18 protein-coding genes and 2 pseudogenes are annotated in these 23,931 nt (G+C 72.7%); 9 read left to right on the top strand and 11 right to left on the bottom strand.

What is annotated here, in order from left to right; genetic code table 11:
- Positions 1–22 precede the first annotated feature (22 nt).
- Complete coding sequence (locus tag ACIQI7_RS14825) at positions 23–901, top strand: alpha/beta fold hydrolase (protein WP_401109237.1); 879 nt, start codon at positions 23–25, stop codon at positions 899–901.
- Between the two features lie 141 nt (positions 902–1,042).
- Here the strand turns inward: ACIQI7_RS14825 and ACIQI7_RS14830 are convergent, their stop codons facing one another.
- Positions 1,043–1,858, bottom strand: coding sequence for a DUF1963 domain-containing protein (locus ACIQI7_RS14830; protein WP_401109240.1), 816 nt, complete (start codon positions 1,856–1,858; stop codon positions 1,043–1,045).
- Between the two features lie 268 nt (positions 1,859–2,126).
- On the opposite strand from ACIQI7_RS14830, the gene ACIQI7_RS14835 reads away from it, so the two are divergent.
- Positions 2,127–2,756, top strand: coding sequence for a helix-turn-helix domain-containing protein (locus tag ACIQI7_RS14835; RefSeq protein WP_401109243.1), 630 nt, complete (start codon positions 2,127–2,129; stop codon positions 2,754–2,756).
- 104 nt (positions 2,757–2,860) lie between these two features.
- Here the strand turns inward: ACIQI7_RS14835 and ACIQI7_RS14840 are convergent, their stop codons facing one another.
- Positions 2,861–3,784 carry an alpha/beta hydrolase family protein gene (locus ACIQI7_RS14840; protein ID WP_401109246.1) on the bottom strand — a complete coding sequence of 308 codons (924 nt, stop codon included), beginning with the start codon at positions 3,782–3,784 and terminating at the stop codon, positions 2,861–2,863.
- A gap of 97 nt (positions 3,785–3,881) precedes the next feature.
- On the opposite strand from ACIQI7_RS14840, the gene ACIQI7_RS14845 reads away from it, so the two are divergent.
- Together ACIQI7_RS14845 and ACIQI7_RS14850 are read left to right on the top strand one after the other, a co-directional pair.
- Positions 3,882–4,472 (top strand): TetR/AcrR family transcriptional regulator, encoded by a 591-nt coding sequence (locus tag ACIQI7_RS14845; RefSeq protein WP_401109248.1) that lies wholly within the window; start codon positions 3,882–3,884, stop codon positions 4,470–4,472.
- A 266-nt stretch (positions 4,473–4,738) separates the two neighbouring features.
- On the top strand, positions 4,739–5,665 hold the full coding sequence (locus ACIQI7_RS14850; RefSeq protein ID WP_401109251.1) for a ribosome-inactivating family protein: 927 nt from the start codon (positions 4,739–4,741) through the stop codon (positions 5,663–5,665).
- 85 nt (positions 5,666–5,750) lie between these two features.
- On the opposite strand, the gene ACIQI7_RS14855 is transcribed toward ACIQI7_RS14850, so the two are convergent.
- Positions 5,751–6,701, bottom strand: a complete 951-nt coding sequence (locus tag ACIQI7_RS14855; protein WP_401109253.1) for a ribosome-inactivating family protein — start codon at positions 6,699–6,701, stop codon at positions 5,751–5,753.
- 317 nt (positions 6,702–7,018) lie between these two features.
- Here ACIQI7_RS14855 and ACIQI7_RS14860 point away from each other — a divergent pair, with 317 nt between their 5' ends.
- On the top strand, positions 7,019–8,152 hold the full coding sequence (locus tag ACIQI7_RS14860) for a glycoside hydrolase family 88 protein (protein ID WP_401109256.1): 1,134 nt from the start codon (positions 7,019–7,021) through the stop codon (positions 8,150–8,152).
- 47 nt (positions 8,153–8,199) lie between these two features.
- Here ACIQI7_RS14860 and ACIQI7_RS14865 read toward each other — a convergent pair.
- The 3 genes and pseudogenes from ACIQI7_RS14865 to ACIQI7_RS14875 all read right to left on the bottom strand — a co-directional run.
- Positions 8,200–8,787: pseudogene (locus ACIQI7_RS14865) on the bottom strand (sigma-70 family RNA polymerase sigma factor); the annotation flags it as partial.
- A gap of 211 nt (positions 8,788–8,998) precedes the next feature.
- On the bottom strand, positions 8,999–11,797 hold the full coding sequence (locus ACIQI7_RS14870; protein ID WP_401109258.1) for an ATP-binding protein: 2,799 nt from the start codon (positions 11,795–11,797) through the stop codon (positions 8,999–9,001).
- 465 nt (positions 11,798–12,262) lie between these two features.
- Positions 12,263–12,712 carry a cupin domain-containing protein gene (locus tag ACIQI7_RS14875; RefSeq protein WP_387755693.1) on the bottom strand — a complete coding sequence of 150 codons (450 nt, stop codon included), beginning with the start codon at positions 12,710–12,712 and terminating at the stop codon, positions 12,263–12,265.
- A 277-nt stretch (positions 12,713–12,989) separates the two neighbouring features.
- Here ACIQI7_RS14875 and ACIQI7_RS14880 point away from each other — a divergent pair, with 277 nt between their 5' ends.
- Both ACIQI7_RS14880 and ACIQI7_RS14885 read left to right on the top strand, forming a co-directional pair.
- The gene (locus ACIQI7_RS14880; protein ID WP_401109261.1) at positions 12,990–13,739 is read left to right on the top strand and encodes an SDR family oxidoreductase; all 750 of its coding nucleotides are present in this window, start codon (positions 12,990–12,992) and stop codon (positions 13,737–13,739) included.
- A gap of 58 nt (positions 13,740–13,797) precedes the next feature.
- Positions 13,798–13,977 (top strand): hypothetical protein, encoded by a 180-nt coding sequence (locus tag ACIQI7_RS14885; RefSeq protein WP_401109263.1) that lies wholly within the window; start codon positions 13,798–13,800, stop codon positions 13,975–13,977.
- A gap of 491 nt (positions 13,978–14,468) precedes the next feature.
- Here the strand turns inward: ACIQI7_RS14885 and ACIQI7_RS14890 are convergent, their stop codons facing one another.
- Complete coding sequence (locus ACIQI7_RS14890; protein ID WP_401109265.1) at positions 14,469–15,143, bottom strand: hypothetical protein; 675 nt, start codon at positions 15,141–15,143, stop codon at positions 14,469–14,471.
- A gap of 975 nt (positions 15,144–16,118) precedes the next feature.
- Between ACIQI7_RS14890 and ACIQI7_RS14895 the strand changes: the two genes are divergently transcribed.
- Both ACIQI7_RS14895 and htpG read left to right on the top strand, forming a co-directional pair.
- The gene (locus ACIQI7_RS14895; RefSeq protein WP_401109268.1) at positions 16,119–16,805 is read left to right on the top strand and encodes a type III effector protein; all 687 of its coding nucleotides are present in this window, start codon (positions 16,119–16,121) and stop codon (positions 16,803–16,805) included.
- A gap of 56 nt (positions 16,806–16,861) precedes the next feature.
- Entirely contained in the window at positions 16,862–18,832 is a 1,971-nt protein-coding gene (gene htpG / locus ACIQI7_RS14900) for a molecular chaperone HtpG (RefSeq protein ID WP_401109271.1), read from the top strand.
- A 247-nt stretch (positions 18,833–19,079) separates the two neighbouring features.
- Here htpG and ACIQI7_RS14905 read toward each other — a convergent pair.
- The 4 genes and pseudogenes from ACIQI7_RS14905 to ACIQI7_RS14920 form a co-directional block, all read right to left on the bottom strand.
- A pseudogene (locus ACIQI7_RS14905) lies at positions 19,080–19,520 on the bottom strand (flavodoxin family protein); the annotation flags it as partial.
- 493 nt (positions 19,521–20,013) lie between these two features.
- Positions 20,014–20,667 (bottom strand): hypothetical protein, encoded by a 654-nt coding sequence (locus tag ACIQI7_RS14910; RefSeq protein WP_401109272.1) that lies wholly within the window; start codon positions 20,665–20,667, stop codon positions 20,014–20,016.
- A gap of 20 nt (positions 20,668–20,687) precedes the next feature.
- Entirely contained in the window at positions 20,688–22,772 is a 2,085-nt protein-coding gene (locus tag ACIQI7_RS14915; RefSeq protein ID WP_401109275.1) for a hypothetical protein, read from the bottom strand.
- Positions 22,773–22,966: 194 nt separating this feature from the next.
- Positions 22,967–23,800 carry a hypothetical protein gene (locus ACIQI7_RS14920; protein WP_401109278.1) on the bottom strand — a complete coding sequence of 278 codons (834 nt, stop codon included), beginning with the start codon at positions 23,798–23,800 and terminating at the stop codon, positions 22,967–22,969.
- Positions 23,801–23,931: the final 131 nt, after the last annotated feature.

A 23,931-nucleotide genomic window follows, 5' to 3' on the forward strand; every position in this document is an offset into this window, starting at 1 on the left:
CGACCCCAGGAAGGAACCCTTCATGACGCTCGCCATTCCCGGCTTCGACCGTCTCCGCCTGCCCGGTGCGGACGGCGTGGAGCTCGCCGCCGCCGTCGGCGGCAGCGGCAGCCCGGTCGTGCTGCTGCACGGCTTCCCGCAGACCCACCTGATGTGGCGGCACGTCGCCGAGCGGCTCGCCGAGGAGCACACGGTGATCTGCCCGGACCTGCGCGGCTACGGCGCCAGCGACAAGCCGGCGGCCACCGGACCCGACGTGTACTCCAAGCGCACCATGGCCGCCGACGTCGTGGCCCTGGCGGCGGCGCTCGGCCACGAGCGCTTCGCCCTCGTCGGCCACGACCGCGGCGCCCTGGTCGCCTTCCGGGCGGGCCTGGACCACCCGGAGACCCTCACCCACCTGGGCATCCTCGACGTCGTGCCGACGCTCGACATGTGGAACGTGCTCCACGGCGTCCCGGCGGCGGTCGGCTACCACCTCTTCCTGATGGCGCAGCCGCCGGGGCTGCCGGAGACGATGATCGCCAACAGCTCGGACGCGTTCTTCGGCTCGTTCCTCGACGCCTGGGCGAACGACCCGGCCGCCGTGCCGCCGGAGGTGCGCGCCGAGTACCTGCGGGCGAGCGCCGCGGCGGTGCCGTCGATCGTCGCGGACTACCGGGCCTCGGCGGGCGTCGACGTCCTGCACGACCAGGCGGACCTGGACGCCGGGTCGCAGCTGGCGATGCCCGTGACCGTGGTCCAGCAGGACTGGGGCGCCCAACTGGGCTACGACGCCGCCGCGGTGTGGCGGGCGTGGGCACCGGACCTCGACCACCGGCTGACCCGGGCGGGGCACTTCATGGCCGAGGAGGCGCCTGACGAGATCACGGAGGCGATCCGCGACCTGCTGCTCCGCTGATCCCTCCACCCGGGCCGCGGGAGGGCGCGGGCAGCCGAGCGCCCCCGGCTCCCGACCGGCGCCGCGATCCGGCGATCCGGCGATCCGAGTGGGTGTGGACGGGGCGGGGCGGCCGGTGGGCGCCCCGCCCCGCCCGCGCGGTCAGGCCATCTCGACGTAGCGGTGGACCCGGTCGAAGCGCCGGGCCGCCGCGTCCTGGCGGCGGATCACCCAGTGGGCCGTGCCGGAGTCCAGTTCCGTGACGTCGTCGCCGCATTTCCAGGTGGCCAGGAGGCACCAGTCGTCGGCGCCGTCTCCGTGGGCCGTACCGCCGTGCTCGGAGGGGCCGGCCTCCCGGGGACCACGGGCGTCGTGGACGGGGTCGTTCTGGGGCGAGACCGGATGGCCGCCGATCTGCAGGTCCCAGGGAGGACGGTGGCCGCCGCCGTGCGCCCAGGCGTCGGCGAGCTCGTCGGCGAGTTCGAACTGCTCGTCCTCGGGGAAGTCGCCCCATCGGTCGAGGGCGAAGCTCTCCGGCATCGGCGCGCTCGGCTGGTGCCACACGGTGCGGAGTTCCCGCGGCCGGTACGGCCCGCGCCCGCCGCAACCGCCGTGTTCGACGGGGCTCGGGGCTGTCGGGGTACCGGAGGGGACGTACAGCACCGCGTCGGGCACCTGCCGCCCGACGCCGTGCACGTCGACGCCGGAGAAGAGGAGCAGCTGGCCGTCGGCGGGCAGCGGGAGGCCGGTCGCGCCGGGCGGGAGGGCGGCGAGGTCGACGGAGGCCACGAAGGGCTCGGACGGCCTCGGCACGCCGTGCGGCAGCAGGGGTTCGCCGCCGATCCGGGCCGCGACGGGGCCGTCACCGCCCTCCGCCAGGTACACCGCCGGACGGGCGCTGCGTATCCATTCCTCCACCTCCTCCGACGGCAGGCCGTGGGATGCCGCCTCGGCCCGGAAGCGGTTCGCTCTGTCCATGCTCGCGTCGGTCACCGGGCGGTCCTGACGGGCTTGAGGAGGGGCAGTGGCACGGATCGAACTCCCTTGCAGAAAAAGCGGTTTGACCCCGACGGCCGCGAGGGCCGCGACAGCCGCGAGGCGTGGGGCATGGGGCGTGGGGTGGGCGGGGCCGCCCGTCGATCATGCGGTGGCGCACCCGTCCGACGCGATCGGGCTTGCCATTCTGGCAAGCTCGCCGGACGAGCGGTGGAGCGGTGGAGCGGTACGGCCGGAAGGAGCGGGACGGGTGGCAGTCGACGACGTGGACGGCACGCTGGCCACGATGGGGCCCCGGTTGCGGGCCGCACGTGAGCACCACGGGCTGACGCTCACCGGGGTCAGCCGCGCGACCGGCATCTCGGCCAGCACGCTGTCCCGGATCGAGACCGGTCGGCGCAGACCGACCCTGGAGGTGCTGCTGCAACTGTCGAAGGAGTACGGCGTCTCCCTGGACGAGCTGGCCGGCACCGAGCCCGCTCCGGCGGCCGAGCCGCGCGCCAGGGCGCCGCTGAGCTTCGGCGACGACAAGGCGGTGCTGCCGCTGACCCGGTACGTCGGCGGCCTGCACGCCCACAAGCACGTCCTGCCCGCCGTCGAGGGCCCGCCCGCGCGGCCCCGTCAGCTCTCCCACGACGGCCACGAGTGGCTGTGCGTCCTGTACGGGCGGCTGTGGCTCGCGCTCGGCGACCAGGACCTCGTCCTGGTCGCCGGGGACGTCGCGGAGTTCGACACCCGCACCCCGCACGGAGTGGCGAACGCCGGCCCCGGCGGTCCGGTCGAGTACCTGGTCATGTTCGGACCGCAGGGCGAGCGGCTGCGGCAGCGCACCCCACCGGCCGCCGCTCGCCGGACCGGTGACCGGAAGGCTGCGGAGTGACGGCCCGGAGCGCGGTGCGAGGTGGCGGCCGGCGGCAGGCGACGGCCTCCCGGCCCGCCGCCGTGCGGCGCGCGACGGGCCGGGAGGGCGGCACCGGGCCGACGTCAGTCCTTGTGCCGGAAGGACGCCTTCTCCACGGCTTCGGTGTCGGCGCGGAAGCGGGACCACGTGCCGGGGTCGAGTTCGAGGGCGTCGAGCAGGTACGCGGTGACGGCGTCGGCGACGAGGGCGACCCGGTCGGTGTCCGGGTCCGTGGTCTCGCTCACGGCCTCCCCGGCGATGCCGCCCAGGGTGTGCTCTCCGCCGGGGACCACGAGGAGGCGCTTGGGAGCGGGGCTGAGGTCGAAGGCGTCGAGGAACCAGTCCGGTCCGCGCGTGGACATCCTCGACTGGTCCTTGTCACCCGCGATGACGAGCGCCGGCGTGGTCATGGTGGAGTAGTCCGGCCTCATGAAGGGCAGGTGCTCGACGGCGAACGGCGTGAGCGAGTCGCCCGTGCCGGTCGCCGCGATGAGCACGCCCGCCTTCGCGCCGCCGTGGGAGAAGTCCTCGCCCGCGACGCCCTGGGCGTCGAACACCCGGGCGCCCAGCAGGGCGCCGACGGTCTGGGCGCCCCAGGAGTGTCCGACGAGGGCGACCCTCGTCCGGTCGGCACGGTCGATCAGGTCGCCCGCCTCGGCCAGGACGGCGTCGAGGTGGTCCAGCACCCCGTGGAGGTCGGCGATGCGCACGCGCCAGACGGTGCCGAAGCGCGGATCGTCGAACCCTATGGCGTTGCGGCGCGAGTCCAGGTGGGTCGGCTGCACGACGACGAAGCCGGCGGCGGCCCATCGGTCGACCAGCGGCTCGTAGCCGTCCATCGACCACGCGTTGCCGTGGGAGAACACGATGACCGGGAGGTCGCGGCCCTCGGCCGGTGCCGTCACCTTGACCTGCAGGGGCACCGCCCGCTCCCCGACGGGGACGGTGACGGGCTTGATCGCGACGGTCTTCTTCGGGTTCTTCGGGGAGGGGGCAGGAGTGGACATGTGCGACTTCCTGTCGGCGAGGCACGTGCCGCATACTTGGCGGAACGACGTTCCGCTCACAGTAGCGGAACAATGTTCCGCGAACCAGGGGTGAAATGTGTCCGGACCGACCGGCTCCAGAGCGGCGGGCGCCCAGCGCACCCGCCAGTCCCTGCTCGCGGCCGCCGCGCAGGTGTTCGTCGAGCAGGGTGTCCAGGCGCCCATCCGTGACATCGCGGGCCGGGCCGGAGTGGGCCTGGGCACCGTGTACCGCCACTTCCCCTCCCGGGCGGAGCTGGTCGTCGCCGTGTACCGGCACCAGGTGGACGAGTGCGCCCGGCTCGCCACCGGCCTCGCGGGATCGCCGAGGCCGGGCGAGGCCCTGTCGCGATGGATGGACGCGTTCGTGGAGTTCCTGGTCACGAAGCACGGACTGGGGGCGGCACTCCAGTCCGAGGACCCCAGCCTGCAGAGCCTGCACTCCCTCATGCTCGACACGCTCGTCCCCGCCTGCGCCTCGCTCCTCGACGCCGCCAAGGCCCGGGGCGAACTGGACCCGGACGTCACCGCGTACACACTGATGCGAGCGGTCGGCAACCTGTGCATCCTGGGCCCGGGATACGACCGCGAGCACGCCCGGGCCATGGTCGCCCGACTCCTCGCCGGCTGCCGGACGACCACGCCCCCGGACGGTCCCGCGACGGCCTGACGACGGAGACCCCTCGCCCCGGACGGCCGACCGCCGACCGCTCGCCTCCACTCGCATTCCCGGGCAAGCCCGGTCGGGACAGGAGGCGGCCGCAAGGCCAGTCGTCACCGCAAAGCCTTCGGCCGCAAGTCTCCTGACCAGATGTCACATATCGCGGCCCTGTCCGGTCAGTCCGGTGGAACGTGGCGAGCGTGCCACGTTGACACATCACCGAGGGCACCGGAGGTCTGGACGTCGTGCTGACAAGAACCCGCTGGAGCGGGATCATGAACCCTTTGCTGGTGTTCGTGATCGCCGCTCTCACCGTCGCCGCCACCGGGGTCGGGGCGCAGCCCGCCGCCGCGGACACCGGGCCCGGCTTCTGGAGGTACCTGCACACCAAGATCATCGCCGACGCCTCGTCGGACATCTCCGGCGAGAGCGAGTACAAGGAGATCGTCAACCTCATCCGCCGGGCGGCGGGGCACCCGTTCGACGGTGACATCCAGGAGATCCAGGAGCACGCGGGCGGACTCATCGTCCTCGAACTGGAGGGCGACCTGAACGAGCACCGGGGCACGCTGCTCATCAACCCGCACTCGCTCTACATCGCGGGTTTCGCGACCGCCCACAATTACTATTACTACTTCAGGGATGCGGCCCCCACCGTCGTCCAGGAGATCCGGGCCCTGGCCGTGTCGCAGCACGGCCATGCCGTCGAGCTGCCCATGAACGGCTCGTGGAACGAATGGGAGCAGCGGATCGCCGAGTCGGGCGTCGGGCTGCAACGGAACTTCAACGCCGCGGACTTCGGCAGTGCCGGCTGGCAGCTCTGGCGGTTCCCGCCCGGGCCGGTGCAGAACCTCGACATCCCGTCGATCGCGGAGTCCATGCGCACCCTGTCCGCCGCCTACGAGCTGGGCGTGCGGTGGACCAGCTTCCGTGACGACGTCGCCCAGGCCATGGGCCGCACGACGTACCAGACGAGGGTCCCGGTCTACGACGAGAGGGCCTTCGAGGTCCGCCGGGCCTGGGCGCGGTGGGTCAACTGGGCCGAACGGTACGCGGTCTGGTGGCGCAACCACCGGGCCGCGCAGGCTTCCACCCCGCTCCCGGAGGGCATCGACATCGGCCCGATCAACGGGACGCTGAACACCCTGGGCGACCTCCACCGGGAGGTCCGGATGACGGTGTACCTCAAGGGCGCCCACTGAGGTGCCGGAGACGGAGCCCGGCCGGAGGCGAGTTCGCCTCCGGCCGGGCTCCGTCGCGCCGCGGGCACGCGGCGGCGGTCGGCCGCTACTCCCGCCCCTGGGTGTTCGTGAGGATGCGCAGCGCGGAAGCCACGTCGGAGACGGTGCGCAGCGTGCCGTTCACGGGCCCCAGGGTGACGGGGAACGGCAGGGCGTCGCCGCCCGCCGTGCGGTCGTTCGCCAGGAAGGGGATGTTGGGCAGGGTGTCGTTGCTGATCTTCTCCCAGTTGGCGCGAAGCTCCCTGGTGCGGTTGTCCATGACGACCGCCGAGGAGGTGTTGTTGGCGAGGGCGTCGCCCATCCGGTCGCGGAAGAGGGTGTAGTGGGAGGCCTGCGCGTAGGCCGGGCTGAGGGTGAGCAGGTACTGGGCGGTCTGCGGGAGGAAGCGGTCGATGTACTCCGGCTCGGGCGAGCCGCCCAGCGAGGAGGCCGCGTCGTGGAAGGACCGGGTGCCGATGCCGGTGGGGGCGGGCAGGCCGCCGCTGGTGGCCGCGCTGTACCAGGCGTCGAAGGATCCGGACAGGTGTGTCTGGTAGGTGCGCGCGCCGATGTTCCTGGCGTACCTCTTCATCTCCTCGACCATGGCGGGGTTGGCGTCGCTGAAGTAGAAGACGACCTCGTTGCGGGCGCGGAAGCCGGTGAGGTACCCGCTGTGGGGGTTGAGGAACAGGGTGACGAGCCGGGCGCCCTTGTGGTCGCGCAGGTCGATCCCGATGATGCCGTCGGTGTCCGCCTGGCTGAGCCGGATGTCGCCGCGGACCGTCGGGCCGGCCATCCAGTTGCGGATCTGGGTGACCACGGAGAAGTACTGGTCCCGGCCGGCGGATCCGCCGGGGTGGGCCGGGTCGTCGTCGAGTTCGTGGATGACCCAGGTCACCTTGTCGGGCGGGACGGCCGAGCCGGCCGGCGGGGCTCCGAGGGCGGTGAGGGCGAGGGCCGCGGTGAGGACCGCGGCGGCCGGGCGTACGGTCCGTCGGGTGGTGGGTTTCGTGTTCACACCCAACTGACAGACCAGAGCCTGTGATTGTGACGGCCGCCGTCGGCGCGGGCGGGGGTGCCCGGGGCCCCGGGCTGTCACACCGGGCGGCCCTGTCCGGTCATCTGTGTGGTCGCCGGCGGTGTCCGGCCTGCCGGGGCGAGCGTGCCGGGCGGGGTGGTGACCACCGGCCCCCGCAACGGCGCGCCGAACACCCCCGCCGACTACCGGCGGCCGCTCCGCATCATCCCGAACTTCGACGGCCTGCCGCCGAACTGACCACGTCCCGGCCCCTCCGCCCCGGCGGTCGGGCCCTTCCAGCAGGAGGCACCACCACCATGCGACGCCGGACCTTCCTGCGGCTCTCGGCCGCCCTGCCCCTCGCCGGCACCGTCACGGCGGCGGGCCGCGCGCAGGCGGCCCCGGCCGACGTGCTGCCCGGCCGGGCCGCGGTCGTGGAGAGCGTGCGCCGGGTCAACGACCACTGGATCAACGGCCACGGCGATCCCGGCGACAACCTCTGGGCCAGGGCCACCTACTTCGGCGGCACCATGGCCGCCTACCGGCTGACCGGCGAGCCGCGCTACCTCGCCTACGCCGAGTCCTGGGCGGAGAAGCACGACTACGGCCTCGCCGGCGGGGTGACCACCCGGCACGCCGACAACCACAACGCCGGCCAAGTGTACCTGGACATCCACGAGGTGCGCGGCGGGGAGGAGCGGATCGCGGCCATCGAGGCCTCCCTGCACCGGATGGTCCACACCGACCGGCCCGAGAAGGACGACGACTGGTGGTGGGTGGACGCCCTGCACATGGCGATGCCCCCGATGGCCCGGCTCGGCGCGCTGCGCGGCGACAGCGCGTACTGGACGAAGATGTACGCGCTGTACGACCACACCAAGCGGGTCCGGGGCGGCGGGCTGTACGACTACACCCACGAGCTCTGGTACCGCGACGACACCTGGTCCCCCGGCGGCGCCGGGCGGCTGTCGCCGGACGGCAGGCCGGTGTTCTGGTCCCGGGGCAACGGGTGGGCCTACGCCGCCCACGCCAAGGTGCTGGCCGTCCTGCCGTCCACCGACCGGCGGGCGCCCGAGTACCGGTGGAACATGCAGGGGATGAGCCGCGCCCTGCTGGCCCGGCAGCGCCCGGACGGCTTCTGGAACCCGTCCCTGGCCGACCCCGGGCACCTGCCCGGCCGGGAGTCGAGCGGCACCGCGCTGTTCTGCTTCGGCCTGGCCCACGCCATCCGCACCGGCGTGATCGACCGGGCCACCTACCTGCCCGTCCTCGCCAGGGGCTGGAACGCCCTCGTGCGGGACGCCGTGCACCCGGACGGGAGGCTGGGCTGGGTCCAGGGCACCGGGGACCGCCCGGAGTCGAGCCGGCCGATCACCTACGAGAGCACCGCCGACTTCGGGGTCGGCGCCTTCCTGCTGGCCGGCTCGCAGGTCGCCCGACTGGCCTCCTGAACGCGCCGGGTGGCGGGCCGCGCGGGCGGCCCGGCGGGCTACCGGGCGGCGGCCGGGGCCAGGAACTCCTCCAGGGAGCCGACGTCGCCGGTCCTGGCCGCCGCGAGGAAGACCTCCAGCAGCCGCCGGTGCTCCCCCGCGTCCGCCCTCTCCCGCCGGCCGGCCGTGAGGCGGCGGCGGGCCCGGCTGGCGATCTGGCGGACGTTGACGGCGCTGAGGCGCAGCATGCCGGCGATGTCGGTGTAGGTGTACTCGAAGGCCTCGCGCAGGAGGTACACCGCCCGCTCCGCGGGCGTCAGCGTCTCCAGGACCAGCAGCAGGGCGAGTTCGAGCTCCTCGGCCCGCTGCACGCCGGCCTCGGGGTCGGCCCCGGTGTCGACGGAGTCGGGCGGCCAGGCGCCGGTGTAGGTCTGGCGGCGCGAGCGGGCGGACTGGGCCACGTTGATGGCCAGCCGGGTGGTGGCGCGCGACAGGAAGGCCACCGGGCTGATCACGGCCGTGCGGTCGGTCTTCTGCCAGCGCAGCCACACGTCCTGGACCACGTCCTCCGCCTCGACCGCACTGCCCAGCATCCGGTACGCGATGCCGAAGAGGTGCGGCCGCAGGCCCTCGAAGACGGCCGCGGCCTCCTCCAGGGCGCCGTCCCCGGCGGCCGGCCGGGGGGCCGTCCACGTCCCCGACTGCTCTGCGGACTGTTCTTCGCACTCGGTCACCACGGCTCCGTTCGCCACCCGGCATCCGTCGATGCCCTGGTGGACACGCTGCCGTCCGGACCCGTCCCGGGGCGCCGGGGAAATCCCCGGTCCTCCCCCGGGTGTCCCCCCGGGGCCTTCGGCGCCCCGGCCGTCAGGGGCCGGCCAGCACCGTACGGAGCTTGTTGCGCGAGGTGACGTCGAGCTTGGTGAAGACCTTGCCCAGGTGCCACTCCACGGTGCGCGGGCTGATGAACAGTTCGGCGCCTATCTCCGAGTTCGTCAGGCCGTCGGCGGCCAGCCGGGCGATCTGCCCCTCCTGGGCGGTGAGGGCCTCGCGGACGTCGCCCGCCTCGGCCGGGCGGTGCCGTACCGTCTCGCCGGTGGCCAGGAGTTCGCGCCGCGCGCGCTCGGCGAAGGCGCGGGCGCCGAAGCGCTGCAGCATCCCGTGGGCGGTGCGCAGGTGCTCGCGCGCGTCGGTCCGCCGGTTCTCACGGCGCAGCCACTCGCCGTACACCAGGTGGGCGCGGGCGAGGTCGACGGCGACCCGGCCGCGCCCGAGGCGCTCGACGGCCTCCCGGTGCAGCCGTTCGGCGGCCGGGCCCTCGCTCGCCAGGGCCTTGGAGCGGGCCAGCACGCCCAGGGCCCACTCCGTACCGCCGGCCTCGGCGCGTTCCTCCAGCCGGCGCAGCGACGCACCGGCCGCCTCGGGGGCACCCGCCCGTACGGCCGCCTCGACGTGCTCGGCCAGGGCGGACCCGACGAGCGCCAGGTCCTCGTACGCCACGGCCCGTTCGGCCTGCTCCAGGGCCTCCCGGTAGTGGCCGAGGCCGTTGTACAGGACCGCGAGGAGATAGTGCTCGGCGCCGATCGCCCGCCCCTCGCCCCACGAAGTCGCTTGCGCGACGCCGCTGCGGATCGTCTCCGCGGCCTGCTCGCCCTCGCCGCGCCAGGCCGTGAGCAGGATCGAGGGGTAGCCCATCGGCGAGTGGCCCGCCGCCTCCGCGAGGGTTCCGGCCTCCTCGACGAGCGCCGCGGCGAGGTCGAAGTCGCCGGTGTGCACGGACAGGACGGCCCGGTACCCGAGCGCCAGCGGCAGGAAGTTGAGGGCGCCGCTCTCGCGGGCCGACCTGACCGCCCGCTCGGTCAGCCGGTGCCACGTCTCGTCGTCCCAGATCTCTCCGGCGACCAGCCAGGTCAGCCAGAGCCAGCGCATGGCGTCGCCGCCCTCGTGCGCGGCGGCCTGCCGGAACGCCCCCAGCGCCGACCTCAGCAGCGGTCCCCCGGCGGCGCAGCCGTCGGCGAACCAGGCCACCAGGCCGTCCAGGAGCAGGTCGGTGGGCCGCGCCGGGTGTGGTGCGGGCGGTGCCGTGCGGGCGGCCTCGGCGACCTCCCGCACGCCGGTGCGGTCCGCCAGGCGTCCGGCGTAGACCGCCGATCCGATGGCGTCGAGGTAGGCCTCGCGGGCGTGCGCGTCGCCGGTCCGGGCCAGTCGGCCGGCCGCGTCGAGCAGCAGGGGCAGCGCCTCGCCGCCGCGCCTGCGGGCCAGCACCAACTGGGCGCGCAGCCGGGTCAGTCGGGCGTGCTGCGCCTCGTCCGGCCGGCTCAGCTCGGCGGCGGCCAGGAGTTCGAGCGCCGCGTCGGGGGAACCGGCGTCGAACGCGGCCCGGGCGGCGGCCTCGGCCCGGGCTCCGCGGCGGACGGGGTCGGGCGTCAGCTCGGTCGCCCGCCTCAGGAACGCCGCCGCCGCGGCGATCCCGCCGCGGGCCTGGGCCCGGCCGGCCGAGCGCTCCAGCTCGCCCGCCAGGGCCTCGTCGGGTCCGAGGGCCGCGTGGGCGCGGTGCCAGGCCCGGCGGTCGGAGTCGACGTCGGGGTCGGTCGCCTCGGCCAGTGCGCGGTGGACGTCCCGGCGCACGGCGGGGTCGGCGGCACGGTAGGCCGCCGAGCGCACCAGCGGGTGGCGGAAGCGCACCCGGGTGCCGAACTCGACGAGCCCGGCCGCCTCGACGGCTCCCGCGGCGTCCGCGTCGATGTCGAGCCGCTCGGCGACCCGGCGCAGCAGCGGCACGTCGCCCACCGGTTCCGCGGCCGCCGCCAGCAGCAGCCGCTGGGCGGCGGCCGGCAGCGATCCGATGCGCCGCAGGTAGGTCTGTTCGATCTGGCCGGCCAGCGGGCGGGCGTCCGGGCGCCCGAAGCCGCCGGCCAGTTCGGCGGCGGTCAGTCCCCTGGTCAGCTCCAGCAGGGCCAGCGGGTTGCCGCTGGTCTCGGCGACGATGCGGTCCCTGACCCGCTCGTCCAGCCGGCCGGGGACCAGCGATTCCAGCAGCGCCCGTGCGTCGTCCTCGCGCAGCCCCCGGACGACGGTCTCGGGCAGCCCGCGGAAGGGGTCGCCGTCCGCGGCGGGCGCCGAGGCACGCACCGCGAACACCAGCGCCACCCGCTCGGCGAGCAGCCGACGGGCGACGAAGGCCAGGGTCTGGGCGGAGACCCGGTCGAGCCACTGGGCGTCGTCCACGACGCAGACCAGCGGTTCCTCCTCCGCGGCCTCGGCCAGCAGGCTGAGCACCGCCAGTCCGACCAGGAAGCGGTCCGGCGCGCTGCCCGCGCTCAGTCCGAACGCGACGGCCAGGGCGTCGCGTTGCGGGCCGGGGATGCGGTCGAGGCGGTCCATCAGGGACACGCACAGCTGGTGCAGTCCGGCGAAGGGCAGCTCCATCTCGGACTCGACGCCGACGGCCCGCAGGATCCGGCACCCCGTCGCGCCGCCCACCAGGTACTCCAGCAGGGCGGACTTGCCGACTCCGGGCTCGCCGCGCAGCACCAGCACCTGGCCCCGGCCCGTCCGGACGCCGGCGACCACCCGGTCCAGCGCTCCGCATTCGCCCCGCCTGCCGCGCAGCGCGGGTAGCCCGCGCGGGTCGCGCGACCCGCGCCGAGGGGCGCCGCCCGCCATCCACCACCACCATGCAGTTCAAGGTTCGACCCTGATCGGCTCAGGCCGTCCTCATCATGCATCAGCTCGCGTGGACGAACAAACGCTGCGCCGGTTGCTGTGCGGGCGCGGCGCGGTGAGGTACCGTCACCGCGTCGTGGCGCCCCGTGCCGGGGGCTCGTCCGCCCGATCCGGGTGCGCCGCCCAGTGCGCCTCGACGGCCGCTGCGACCGCGGCCGGCTCCTGCGGCGGCGTCCAGTGGTTGCGGTCGAGCCGCAGGGTCCCCGGGGCCCGCAACGAGGCCGCCGGCCTGTCGCCGGACCCGACCGGGCCGGCGGGGTCGAGCGCTCCCCGGATCAACTCCCGGACGGTGACGGGAGACGGGCTCCCGCCGGGGGTGGCGGGCGCACCCGGCGGCGTCCTCCACCGACGGCGTCCTCAGCCAGCGGCGTCCTCAACCGACGGCGTCCTCAACCGACGGCGTCCTCATCCGGCGGGGCGCGGAGCGCGGAGGTGGGCGCGTTGTTCGAGCTCCTCCTCGGAGACCAGTTCGAGCATGGGCTTGCCGGGGGCGCAGAGCATGGTCACCACGAACCGGGTCCGCGCGTCGGCGAGCGCGTTGCCGTCCTGGTAGTGGATGGCGTCGCCGCCCGGCTCCCAGAAGGTGCCGCCGGCCTCCACCACCCGCTCGGGCTCGCCCTCCAGCTCGAAGCGGACCGCGCCCTCGACCACGTACCCGAAGGCCGGCCCGGAGTGGCGGTGCGGCGGGGTGCCCGGGTCGCCCGGCTCCCACTCGATCCGCACGGTCATGGCGGAGGCTCCCTCGGGAATGGTCAGCGGCCCGGCGTCCTGCAGCATCCGGGCCGCGGTCGTCCAACTCGCCGACGACGCCGGGTCGCCTGCCGTGTGCGGGTGTCCTGCGTGGTGGTCCGACACTGTCGTGCGCCTTCCGTCCGTCGCCTGGTACCGGGCGGGGTGCTTCTCCCCCGCCCTTCGGCAGTGTTGACCGGGCACCGTGTGGATGTGTGACACGTGGGGAGCGCCGCGGGTGTCACAGCACCGGATGCCGACGGCCGTCACGCTCGCCCCGTGGGCCGTCCGGGCGAGGACGGACGGAGTTCGGAATTCTTCCGGCCTGCCGTCACAACCATCGCGGCAGCCCGGTCTTTACCTGGTGAGGACCCAGAACCCGAACACCTCGAGAGGATCCCCCATGAAGGTCGTAGTCATCGGCGGCACCGGACTGATCGGATCGAAGCTGGTCGCCGGCCTCGGCGAACAGGGCCACGAGGCGGTGGCGGCCGCGCCGAGCACGGGCGTCGACACGCTGACCGGTGCGGGCCTCGCCGAAGTGCTCGACGGCGCCCGGGTCGTCGTCGACGTGTCCAACTCCCCCTCGTTCGCGGATGACGCCGTGATGGAGTTCTTCCGCACCTCGACGGCCAACCTCCTCAAGGCCGGGGCCGAGGCCGGTGTCACCCACCACGTCGCCCTGTCGGTGGTCGGCACCGAGCGCCTCCAGGCGAGCGGCTACTTCCGGGCCAAGCAGGCGCAGGAGGAGCTGATCGAGGCGTCCGGGCTGCCCTACTCCATCGTGCACGCCACCCAGTTCTTCGAGTTCGTGCGAGGCATCGCCGCCGAGGCCACCGACGGCGACACCGTGCGCCTCGCCCCGGTCGGGATCCGTCCCGTCCTCTCCGACGACGTGGCTGCCGCCGTGGGTCGTACGGCCGTCGGTTCCCCCGTCAACGGCGTGGTCGAGGTGGCCGGTCCCGACACCTTCCGGCTGGACGAACTCGTCCGCGAGACCCTGGCCGCCGACGGCGACCGGCGCACCGTGGTGACCGACCCGCACGCCGAGTACTTCGGCAGCGGGTTGCGGGAGTCCACACTGCTGCCCGGCCCCGGCGCGCACATCGCCGGGGCCCGCTTCGCCGACTGGCTCGCCCGGTCCCGGCCGTGACATCCCCGACCCTTGCCCCCTGCCCCTCCGGCCCTTCCTGGCCCGCCGACACAGGAGCGTGCTGACCACCGTCCCGGGAACCCCGCCCGCCCTCGCGGTCGTCGCACGGTCCTTGGCCGCGGAGGCCGTCGCGCTCCAGGCCCGCGCCGCCGAACCGCGCCGCACGTTCGCCCTGCTCGGCCACCGGATGCGATCCGTGCCCGACTCCCTGCAGCGGCTCCGGGACGTCGGCGCGTAGGGCAGGTGCCCGCACCGTCCTCCCCCGGGCCCTGAGCGCCCCGAGCGGTCGCCTCCCTCCGATCCGCCCGGCGGTGACGACGAGCCCCGGGAGAGGAGGACGGACCCGTGGAGTTCTCCGACGGGGCGCTGCCGATCGGGGAGTCGGCCGCCGAACGCCGGCGCCTGCTCGACGTGGCCTGTCGGATGCCGGAGCCGCCGGGGTGGCCGCGGCGGGAGGGGAAGCCCGCGAGGTGCCACCCGACGCGCCGGACACGCCGTCCCGGGCCGGGCGGACCGCGGTCGTGCGCGACTGCGTGCTCGGGACGGCGCCGCCCGCGGCCGCCGGCTGGCCGTGCGGTACGACCGGCGGGTCGCGCCCTCCTCAGCCCCGCGCAGAACGCCCGCGTCCAGCAGGCCCTGGCCGACCTCTCCCGGTCCCTCTCTCTGTCCCTCCTCCTCCACGGCCAACGCGCCACCTCACACTCCGCACCGCTACGGCGCACCGCACCGCTACGGCGTGACCGGCCGCCCGAGCAGCCGGCACGCCTCCGTCCGGAGCCGGAACCAGCCGCCGACGAGGACGATCGCGGCCGCGCCGAGTGCCCCTGCGGTGTAGCCGATGAGGGCGAACAGCGGGTGTTCGGCGAGTTCGCCCGTCTTCGGGCTCATCCACATGCCGACCCGCGTGCCGTCCGGATGCGAGTCGCCCGCCAGCCTCCCGGTGCGTTCGTCGCCGTTGAACGTCCAGTGGTAGAGGCAGGCGACGTGCTCGAAGCCGATGGTGTCGATTTCGTGGAACGAGCTCTCCGTCCGGCACTCGGTGACGGTCGCGGTGACCGCCTGCGGGGTGCGCACCCAGTCCCGGACGCCGCTCGCGGCGAAGTCGGCCGCCGAGGCGCCGAGCCAGAGCGTGAGGATCAGCAGGGCCGTCCCCACGGTGGCGAGCGGAGTCCCGTCGCCGTCCCGGATCCCGAACGAGGCGGCCACCGCCACCACCAGCCCGACGGCGCCGGTGATCCAGAGCGGGAGGACGGGCAGCGGTGCCAGCGTCGATCCCCACGACCAGAAGAGCAGTGCCCCGCTGACCGCGCAGGTGAGCGCCGCCCCCACGGTCAGGGCGCGCCAGAACACCTGCCGACCCCGGGACATCTCCTCTGTCCCGGTGTTGCCGGCCCTGTCCGTCATGTCACCCTCCCCGCTCCGGAACGCCTCGCCCCCTGCCTACCCCGATGTTCCCCGTGCCGCTCCGGTTCCCGGTCAGCGGGAGACCGGCGGCCCGTACCGCCATCCGATCGGCCGCCCGCTCCGGTTCGGTAGCAGGCGCAGTCACCGGCGCCAGCAGCGCAGCTCCGCCCGTGACCATGCTGAACACCTCAGCCGGTGGGATTCACCCGGATGTCGAAGGTCTCGGTGTATCCGTTCTGGGACATCCGGTCGGGCCGTAGGAGGCCGAGGACTCCGCGGAGTTGAAGAGCATCCTTGACCAAGCCCTCGACCTGGGCGGCCTGCGCGTGTGTGGGCAGGACCAGCGACCGGCACAACGCCCTTCCGTATCCGGCAGGTTGACGTATCCGCGGGTCGACGAAGTGCTGGAGAAACCCACGTTCCCAGCGTGCCTGCCGGCGCCGACTACGACGCAGCCCTGCGTCGGCTCGTTCACTGCCCGCCTTTCCTGTCGCTCAGCCGTCACCCGCCGGACGCGCCAGAGTCTCCGACGGCACTGACAGTCCTGTGTTGGCGACGATGAGTGCGGGTGCTCTCGATGGGGGGCGACCAGGACGAAGCCGGCGGAAAGGAAGTCCTGGCCCGCACCGAACGGGGCCGGTACGTCGGCGTCGCGCAGTGGAACGCTCACACCTTCGTGGCCATCAACCCCCGTCCGGGCACCCAGCAGCCCGCCAAGACCGCCTCGAGTACGACGGCCTGGACAGACCGCCGACGCATGTCGCCGAACGGTTGACACCATGGATGGCCGGGCACGCAGGTGGACACGGCGTCTTCCAGGGCCGGATCGAGCTCTGCCGACGCCGTGGCCTGTGACCAGCACGGGCTCCTCGGCTGTCGCGGCGCGGTTCGCCCCGGGCTGGTGGGTGGACACGAACCCGTTGTACCGTGTCATCCATACGATGACAATGATCCAGTCAGCGAAAGGGTGACGGCATGGACACCCAGGACACCGGCCCGGCCGGGGTGGGGCCGATCTCGTTCCTGGCCGCCGCCGCCGCGCTGGGCATGATGGACGCCGTCGCCCGCACCGCCCGGCACGCGCCCCCGGACGACACAGGCCAGAGCGATCCACAACAGGCCCTTTCCGCAATCCTGCTGCTGCGTCACCTTCGCGAGGAACTGGCCGGCTGGGAGACCGGCCTGATCGAAACCGCCCGCAGTGCCGGCGCCACCTGGGCCGATCTCGCGGCGCCGCTGGGAGTCCGGAGCCGCCAGGCTGCCGAGCGCCGCTACCTCCGCATGCGGCCCCACACGGATGTCGGCACCGCAGCGGGGAGCACCGGCGAGCAACGCGTCCAGGCCACGCGCGACCGGCGCGCCGCCGACCGCGCGGTGACCGCGTGGGCCCGGGACAATGCCGCCGACCTGCGCCGCCTCGCCGGACAGATCGGAGCTCTGGACGGCGTCAGCGCGCAGGCGGCCCCCGCTGTGGAGCGGCTCCTGGACGCGCTCGGCCACCACGACCCCGCCCGCCTGCTCGCCCCGCTCGCCGAAACCCGGCCCCTCCTGGAGGCGGAGCACCCGAAGATCGCGGACCGCCTCGATCAGCTCGCCGCGCAAGCCGACCAGCTTCGCACTGACAGTGATCGGCGCCGCCACACGTCACCCGTCGACCGGTGACCACCCCGGGTCGGCCGTGCGACACGACCGTCCGGCCCCCGGAGACCCGTTCGAACATGTCCCGCCACGTGCACACGAAGGAGACGCGTCCCGTGTCCAAGCCCGCCCAGACCCTGGAGTTCCAGGCGGAAACCCGCCAGCTGCTGCAGCTGGTGATCCACTCGATCTACTCGAACAAGGACATCTTCCTGCGCGAGCTGATCTCCAACGCCTCGGACGCCCTCGACAAGCTCCGCCTGGAATCCCTCACCGATGCCGACCTCGAAGTCGACACCTCGGACCTCCACATCACGCTGGAGGTCGACGGCGACGCCCGCACCCTGACGGTGCGGGACAACGGCATCGGCATGACCCGCGACGACGTCGTCGACCTGATCGGCACCATCGCCAAGTCCGGCACCGCGAGCCTGCTCCAGAAGATCAAGGAGACCAAGGACGCAGGAGCGGCACAGAGCCTGATCGGGCAGTTCGGCGTCGGCTTCTACTCGGCGTTCATGGTCGCCGACAAGGTCACCCTGCACACCCGCCGCGCCGGTACCGAGCAGGGCACCGTGTGGGAGTCCGACGGCGAGGGGACCTACACGATCGCGGAGGCCGACGACCTGCCGGTGGGCACCTCGGTCACGCTGCACCTCAAGCCGGCGGACGGCGAGGACGGGGTCGGCGACTACCTCGCGGCGTGGAAGGTCCGCCAGATCGTCAAGCAGTACTCGGACTTCATCCGCTGGCCCATCCGCATGGCTGCCACGACCGTCGGCGCGGACGCCGAACCCGGCGCCGCGGACGGGGCCTCCGGTGAGCCGCAGACGCTGAACTCGATGAAGGCGCTGTGGGCCCGCCCCCGTTCCGAGGTGACCGAGGCCGAGTACAGCGAGTTCTACCAGCAGATCAGCCACGACTGGCAGGCCCCGGCCGAGACCATCCACATGCGCGCCGAGGGCACCTTCGAGTACGAGGCGTTGCTGTTCATCCCGGCCCACGCGCCGTTCGACCTGTTCTCCCGTGACGCCAAGCGGGGCGTGCAGCTGTACGTCAAGCGGGTGTTCATCATGGACGACTGCGACGCGCTGATGCCGAACTACCTGCGCTTCGTCAAGGGCGTCGTCGACGCCCACGACCTTTCCCTCAACGTCTCCCGGGAGATCCTGCAGCACGACCGCCAGATCACCGCGGTGCGCCGGCGCCTGGTCAAGAAGGTGCTCGCCGCTCTCAAGGACATGCAGACCAAGAACGGCGAGACCTACGCGAAGGTGTGGGAGCAGTTCGGCCGGGTCCTCAAGGAGGGCCTGTTCGAGGACCGGGACAACACCGACGCACTGCTGGGACTGGTCAGCGTCGCCTCCACCAATGACGCGGAGAAGCCGACCACCCTGCACGAGTACGTCGCGCGGATGAAGGACGGCCAGGACACCATCTACTACCTGACCGGCGAGAACCGCCAGATGGTCGAGAACTCCCCGCACATGGAGGCCTTCACCGCCAAGGGCTACGAGGTCCTGATCCTCACCGACCCCGTCGACGAGGTCTGGACCGACCAGGTCCCCGCCTTCGACGGCCACCGCTTCCAGTCCATCGCGAAGGGCCAGGTCGACCTCGACGACGACGCCGACGGGGAAGGCGCTGACGGAACGGAGAAGGCTCAGCGCGAGCAGGACTTCGCCGATCTCATCGCCTGGCTCCAGACCTCGCTGGCCGCGCACGTCAAGCAGGTTCGTCTATCGTCCCGCCTGACGACCTCCGCGGCGTGCCTGGTCGGTGACGCACAGGACCTGACCCCGACCCTGGAGAAGATGTACCGGGCCATGGGCCAGGAACTCCCGGCCGTGAAGCGGATCCTGGAGCTCAACCCCACCCACCCCCTGATCATCGCCCTGCGCCGGGCACACGGGGCGAACGCCGACGACCCGGCACTCGCCGAACTCGCCGAACTCGTTCACGGCAGCGCCCTGATCGCGGAGGGTGGTGACCTGCCCGACCCCGCCCGCTTCACCCGCCTGCTGACCGATCGTCTCACCCACGCCCTGTGACCCCCTGCGGGGGGGGGGGGGGGGGGCCCGCCCCCCCCCGCCCCCCGCCCCCCCCCCCCCCACCCCGCACCGCATCCGGCCGTCGCCGCGTGATGCGCCCCCGGGAGGGCAGGGGGCGACGCCTCCGTGGACGGCACCGCGCCGGCGGGTCCGCCGTGCGGCGCGGTGCACGGCCGACCCGATCAGGGCGGGCGCAGTGCCCGGCCGTCATCCGTCGATGTTCCCGAGCGGGAGACCCTGCCTCGGTTCAGCGGTGTTCGGGGTTCTCGAAGTCGAAGCGGCACCCGGCGTCCCACTCGGAGCGCTGGTTGCCGTGGGCGGGGATGCCGCCGGCGTCCTTGAGCATGCGGGCGAGGTGGAGCTGGTTCCAGGTCATGAAGGTGGTGTTGCGGTTGGTGAAGTCGTTCTCCGGCCCGCCGGAGCCCTCGTCGAGATAGGACGGGCCGGGGCCGGCCTCGCCGACCCAGCCGGCGTCGGCCTGCGGCGGGATGGTGTAGCCGAGGTGCTGGAGGCTGTAGAGCACGTTCATCGCGCAGTGCTTGGCGCCGTCCTCGTTGCCGGTGATCAGACAGCCGCCGACCCGGCCGTAGTAGGCGTACTGTCCCTCGGAGTTGAGGATCGACGAGCAGGCGTACAGCCGCTCGATGACCTTCTTCATCACGGACGAGTTGTCTCCCAGCCAGATCGGCGGAACACTCTGGCACCCTACCTGACCAGTCACAAAATCCGGAGTGGTCCAACGCCCTCTCCTGCCCGAGCGTTCGGCCGCTGGCGGTCGTCGCGACGCAGCCGTACCAAGAGCCAATTTCCAGATCCCTGCCCGGCCTTATGCCTGACTCCCCCGGGATTTCAGGGGTGGAACCTCCATCTTCCGATTCGAGTGACTGCACCCCCATTGCCGCAGGCAACGGGGGCGCAATCAGTGAGCCTTCGCCCTGGTGGCGCGGCCCCACCGCCGTCCGCACGAGACGGAGGAACCCGTCTGCTCTACGGCTCGGGCCGACGAGCCGCGCTCTCCTGAACATAGCGTTGGAAGAGGTACTCAACCTCGTCGGGCGCGTAGTGCATCCGAGCCTGCCGCCAAGCACTGTCGAAGTCGAACGGCGAGCAGCTGAGCTGCTGGAGGCGGAGCGCCCGCAGAGTCGTGAGCGGAGCGAGCAGGACCCGCCACAGGGCAGCCCTCATCCTGCCCTTCCGTCCGGGGCGGTCCGGTCCGGTGGTGTGGTGGCCGCCATCAGGGCCTCGACGGACTGCCGGAGCAGGAGCTGCATGGCCGCATGCTGGGTCTCCAGATCCTTGAACCCGGCACCGACCGCCTCCCACTGCTCGAGTAGCGGGTACCACCAGGCATCACAAGACCTCATCGCGCGTGAGAGCCTTTGCAGGCCAGCCACTTGAGCATCATCCGGAAGCACGGAAGTCCGCTCGATGCGGTCGAGCACCACGAGATCGGGGTGGTCGTAGAGGGCCGTCTTGAGGAACTCCAGTCGTCTGATCCGTTCAGTGTCTGCCCGCCGGGCGGCCAGGGTCTCCTGCGCGGTGGGCGACAGACGAAGGACGAACTTCGAGGACAGCAGCCGGTAGTGCGGGGTGCGCCGCCCGTCCGGCGTGCCGAGCACGGCGTTGAGGGTGTCCTCGGCCCCGAACAGGTCATCTGGTCGCAGCCCGGCGGTCACTTCCGCGGCAGCGGCGCGGACGTCACTGCGGACCTGGTCCGCCAGGTTGGCTCGGCCCCGCAAGGCGGGCCGCCAGACCAGGGTGAAGGTCGCCTCGAACGGTACGCCCTCTTCGGCACTGGGTAGTTGGCATGGCCGAGGGCACCCGGTGGTGTCCACGGCCCGCTGCCACGGCCACCTCATCGAGAATTGCCGTCGAGCGCGAAAACCTGGTGGTACTCCGCACCGACCAGGTGATCGTAGAAGTCCTCGGCGATGTCGACACCCTGCGCCGTGACAGATCCAGTGAGCGCCTGCATCAGTTGCATCCCGGCCTGGAGCATCCGGTGCCCGCGGAACGGGACGAGCAGCTGGTCGCGGAGCTGCACGTAGCTCTCGGCGTCGGCGTCAACCGCGCAGGAACGGATCCAGCCGGTCATCCGAAGGATGGTTTCGCCCGTGGTAACCGAATTACCCAGCAGCTCTGCCAGGGCCCGCTGCACATCGATCTCCGGCGCGTCGCCCAGGAGCAGCCACGGCAACCCCGGGCTGTCCACCGACATCAGGGCGAGGAAGGCCAGGCTCCCGCTCCAGGACGAGCCCTTCGCCTGCTGCCAGGTCCGGACCTCGGTGACCAGCCGGGCCCGGCCGGCGGGCTGGCGGGCTAGCTCTTCGAAAGCCGTGAGCACGCTCTGCCGTACGACCGGGTCAGTGGTCCTCTGCGCCACCCGCCGCAACCGGACCACCGCCATCTTCGCAACGGCGGAGCTCAACTCGGGGTCGGCCAGGACGAGGCGGCAGGTGGCCACCACGACGGGCGCGCTGCTGCTCGTATCGGCCCACTGGTAGAGCGCGGCCCAGACGAGGCGTCCGACATGCTCGTCGGACACCACCGCCCTGAGGACGGCACCCAGCAGGTCCGGCGCGGTCAGCTCGGTCAGCTTGTTGAGGTGTTCCCTGGTGCCATGGCGCAGGGCCAGCGACCCGAGCATCCGGACCACCGGATCCGTCGGGTCGGGCCGGTCGGCGAGCTTCGCGAGCCAGCGGAGAAGGGGCGTACGCATGACTTCGTAGTTGTCCCAGACGTACTCCAGCACCGCCCGCCCGTAGGCCGGCCGGTCGAAGAGCACCATGTCGCGCCCATCGACCGTGGCACCGACGTCCTGGATTCGGCGACGCAGGCCGCGGGCCGCGAACGCCGCCTGGACGGCCGTCCCTGCCGTCGGGTCACTGCCCGCCGACTCAACCACTTCCTGCAACTGCCGTGCGCCGGCGGACACCAGCGACACCGGCGCGGACTGCCGCACCGCCAGGGCGAGCAGTAGGTAGCGGTCCTCGAGCGCCAACGACCGGTCGGCTCGGCCACGGGCGAGGGTGCGGTCCCCGAAGAGCTCATCCAACTCCCCGCGCCAGTCCGACAGCGCTGCGAGGACGCGGTCCTCGAACGTCCTCGCTGCGTCCTGTTCCGCCCCGTTCCGGAGCAGGACGGGCACCTGCTGGCGCAGACGGTGCTCCTCCCAGACCTCGACGATTCGGTGGACCGCCCGAACCGCCGCCACGGCGGTCAGGCCGCGCAGCTGTGAGAGGGCCTGCTCGGACGACCTGATCTCCTCGGCCGGTTCGTGGTGGCCGGCAGCCTCAAGGTGGGCGTCCACCAGCGGGCCGGCCGCAGGAGGTTCTGACAGGCGGAGCACCTGCACACCTGACGGAGAGGCCAGGCCCGTGGCACCCCAGAGTTCCTGGGCAACCGTCAGAACCATGTACGAGCCGCAGCCAGCAAGGTTCTTGGCGTGCGTCCCGAGCGAGGCGAGGAACTCAGCCGAGATCCGATCGGTGTCCGGATCCTTGAGATCGAGCTGAAAGGCGCTTCGCTCCTCCAGCGGAAGCCGACTCCGGATAGGAGAGTTCCAATCCGCCTGCAGCTTCACCAGCCTGGTGCTGGGAGCGGTGTGTTCGGCCAGCAAGCGCAGCGCGAACGTCGTGGCGCCGATCCCTCGGGGGGCGATTACCACCAGGACCGGCGCCCGCAACCGTTCGGTGTCCTGGTCGAGCGCTTCCGACCAGGTGTCTGCCCACGCATCACGGACGAACGGCTGCTCCAGTAGGACCTCGCGGTCCAGTTCCTCTCCCTCGAGGACATCTCGCTTGCGGGTCTCCAGGATCAGCTGCTCAACGTCGCCGCCGACGACGATGTCGACCTGGCCGTGGAAGTTCGCCACCGAACCGGCGACCGCGCGAACACCCGGCGCCACCTCCTGGGTGACGAGCTGCTCCAGAGCCTCCACGACTGGAGTCGGCAGGACGTCGGGCGGCTCCGGTCGCCGGTCCTGCCGGGACAGCCGCCAGCTCGGCAACCAGGACCCGGGGTCTGCGTTCCTGCGCCCCTCGTCATTGGGCTCGTCGACGGACCGGGGTGGGTAGGGGGTGTCGGACACAGGATTCTCCCTTGTACGAATGAGACGGATGAGGTGGCGTCGACTCAGCGGTTGCCGCGGTTGATCCGGAGCTTCTCGACAGGCCCCGTGAACACGGGTTCATTGAGCGTGCCGTGGAAGTTGAGAACGGTCCCCGCCCTGTTGGGAAGCTCCGGCGCGATGTGCGCCGGGGACGCCGGACCTGCGCTCCCGGCATCGGTCAGGTATTTGCGGAGGGAGTCGGCGGGCAGGCCTGGGACGAGCAGTCGGCACGACGCCTCGAACCCGTGCTTGTCAGCCACCCGAGCGATGGTCGGAAGGAACTGTCGTTCCGTCATGTCCGAGCCGGTGCGTCCCGCCTGCACGGAGCGCTGGTAGACGGGCTCCGAGAGGACGGCCGCCAAGAACAACCCATTCTCGGTCGCAGCCACCATGGCCTGGTAGGCCGCGTCGCAGTTGACCAGCCGACAGGCGTCGTTGATCGCGGCGCCGCGATGGTCGGGGACGCTCAGCGGGCCGACGTGGACGGCGGCACGGACGCGGATGGCGGGTGCCGCGGCCATCCGCACGCCCTCGTAGCGCTGGAGTGCCGCGCTCAGGTGTCCCAGCAGCGGATCGACCAGCCGTGCGGTGTGCTGGGGCGGGAGAACCAGGATGACGCCGTCGCCCGTGTCCTTGTACCCGGTGCCAAGGGTGTGGGGCGCCGGCAGTTCACTCTGAACGAAGACCGTCTCCAGGATGCTGTCCAGATCCGACCGGACCGGTGCCATCTGAGCTTCGGGGAGTCGACTGTAGCCCTTCATGTCGACGACCAGGACGGCCTGCTCCGGCGGCACATCGCGGTCAGGTACGTCGCGTTCCAGTGCGTCGTGATCCGGCGTGAAGGCGGAGGAAGTCATGGGTGGGCGGCCTTTCGACAGTCGGGGCGGTGAACGAGGCCCCAATGCTGGTCGGCCGGACGGAGTGGCGGGGGCCCCGACAGGGGCCCCCCCCCCGGGGGGGGGGGACGAAGCCGAGCACCTAGGCCCGG

This window comes from Kitasatospora sp. NPDC092039 (assembly GCF_044756065.1).
GTDB lineage: Bacteria > Actinomycetota > Actinomycetes > Streptomycetales > Streptomycetaceae > Kitasatospora.

Excerpts from the sequence above, each read along its gene's own strand:
- ACIQI7_RS14825 (WP_401109237.1), top strand. The coding sequence starts at position 23 with ATGACGCTCGCCATTCCCGGCTTCGACCGTCTCCGCCTGCCCGGTGCG.
- ACIQI7_RS14830 (WP_401109240.1), bottom strand. The coding sequence starts at position 1,858 with ATGGACAGAGCGAACCGCTTCCGGGCCGAGGCGGCATCCCACGGCCTG.
- ACIQI7_RS14840 (WP_401109246.1), bottom strand. The coding sequence starts at position 3,784 with ATGTCCACTCCTGCCCCCTCCCCGAAGAACCCGAAGAAGACCGTCGCG.
- ACIQI7_RS14850 (WP_401109251.1), top strand. The coding sequence starts at position 4,739 with ATGAACCCTTTGCTGGTGTTCGTGATCGCCGCTCTCACCGTCGCCGCC.
- ACIQI7_RS14860 (WP_401109256.1), top strand. The coding sequence starts at position 7,019 with ATGCGACGCCGGACCTTCCTGCGGCTCTCGGCCGCCCTGCCCCTCGCC.
- ACIQI7_RS14870 (WP_401109258.1), bottom strand. The coding sequence starts at position 11,797 with ATGGCGGGCGGCGCCCCTCGGCGCGGGTCGCGCGACCCGCGCGGGCTA.
- ACIQI7_RS14880 (WP_401109261.1), top strand. The coding sequence starts at position 12,990 with ATGAAGGTCGTAGTCATCGGCGGCACCGGACTGATCGGATCGAAGCTG.
- ACIQI7_RS14890 (WP_401109265.1), bottom strand. The coding sequence starts at position 15,143 with ATGACGGACAGGGCCGGCAACACCGGGACAGAGGAGATGTCCCGGGGT.
- ACIQI7_RS14895 (WP_401109268.1), top strand. The coding sequence starts at position 16,119 with ATGGACACCCAGGACACCGGCCCGGCCGGGGTGGGGCCGATCTCGTTC.
- htpG (WP_401109271.1), top strand. The coding sequence starts at position 16,862 with ATGTCCCGCCACGTGCACACGAAGGAGACGCGTCCCGTGTCCAAGCCC.
- ACIQI7_RS14920 (WP_401109278.1), bottom strand. The coding sequence starts at position 23,800 with ATGACTTCCTCCGCCTTCACGCCGGATCACGACGCACTGGAACGCGAC.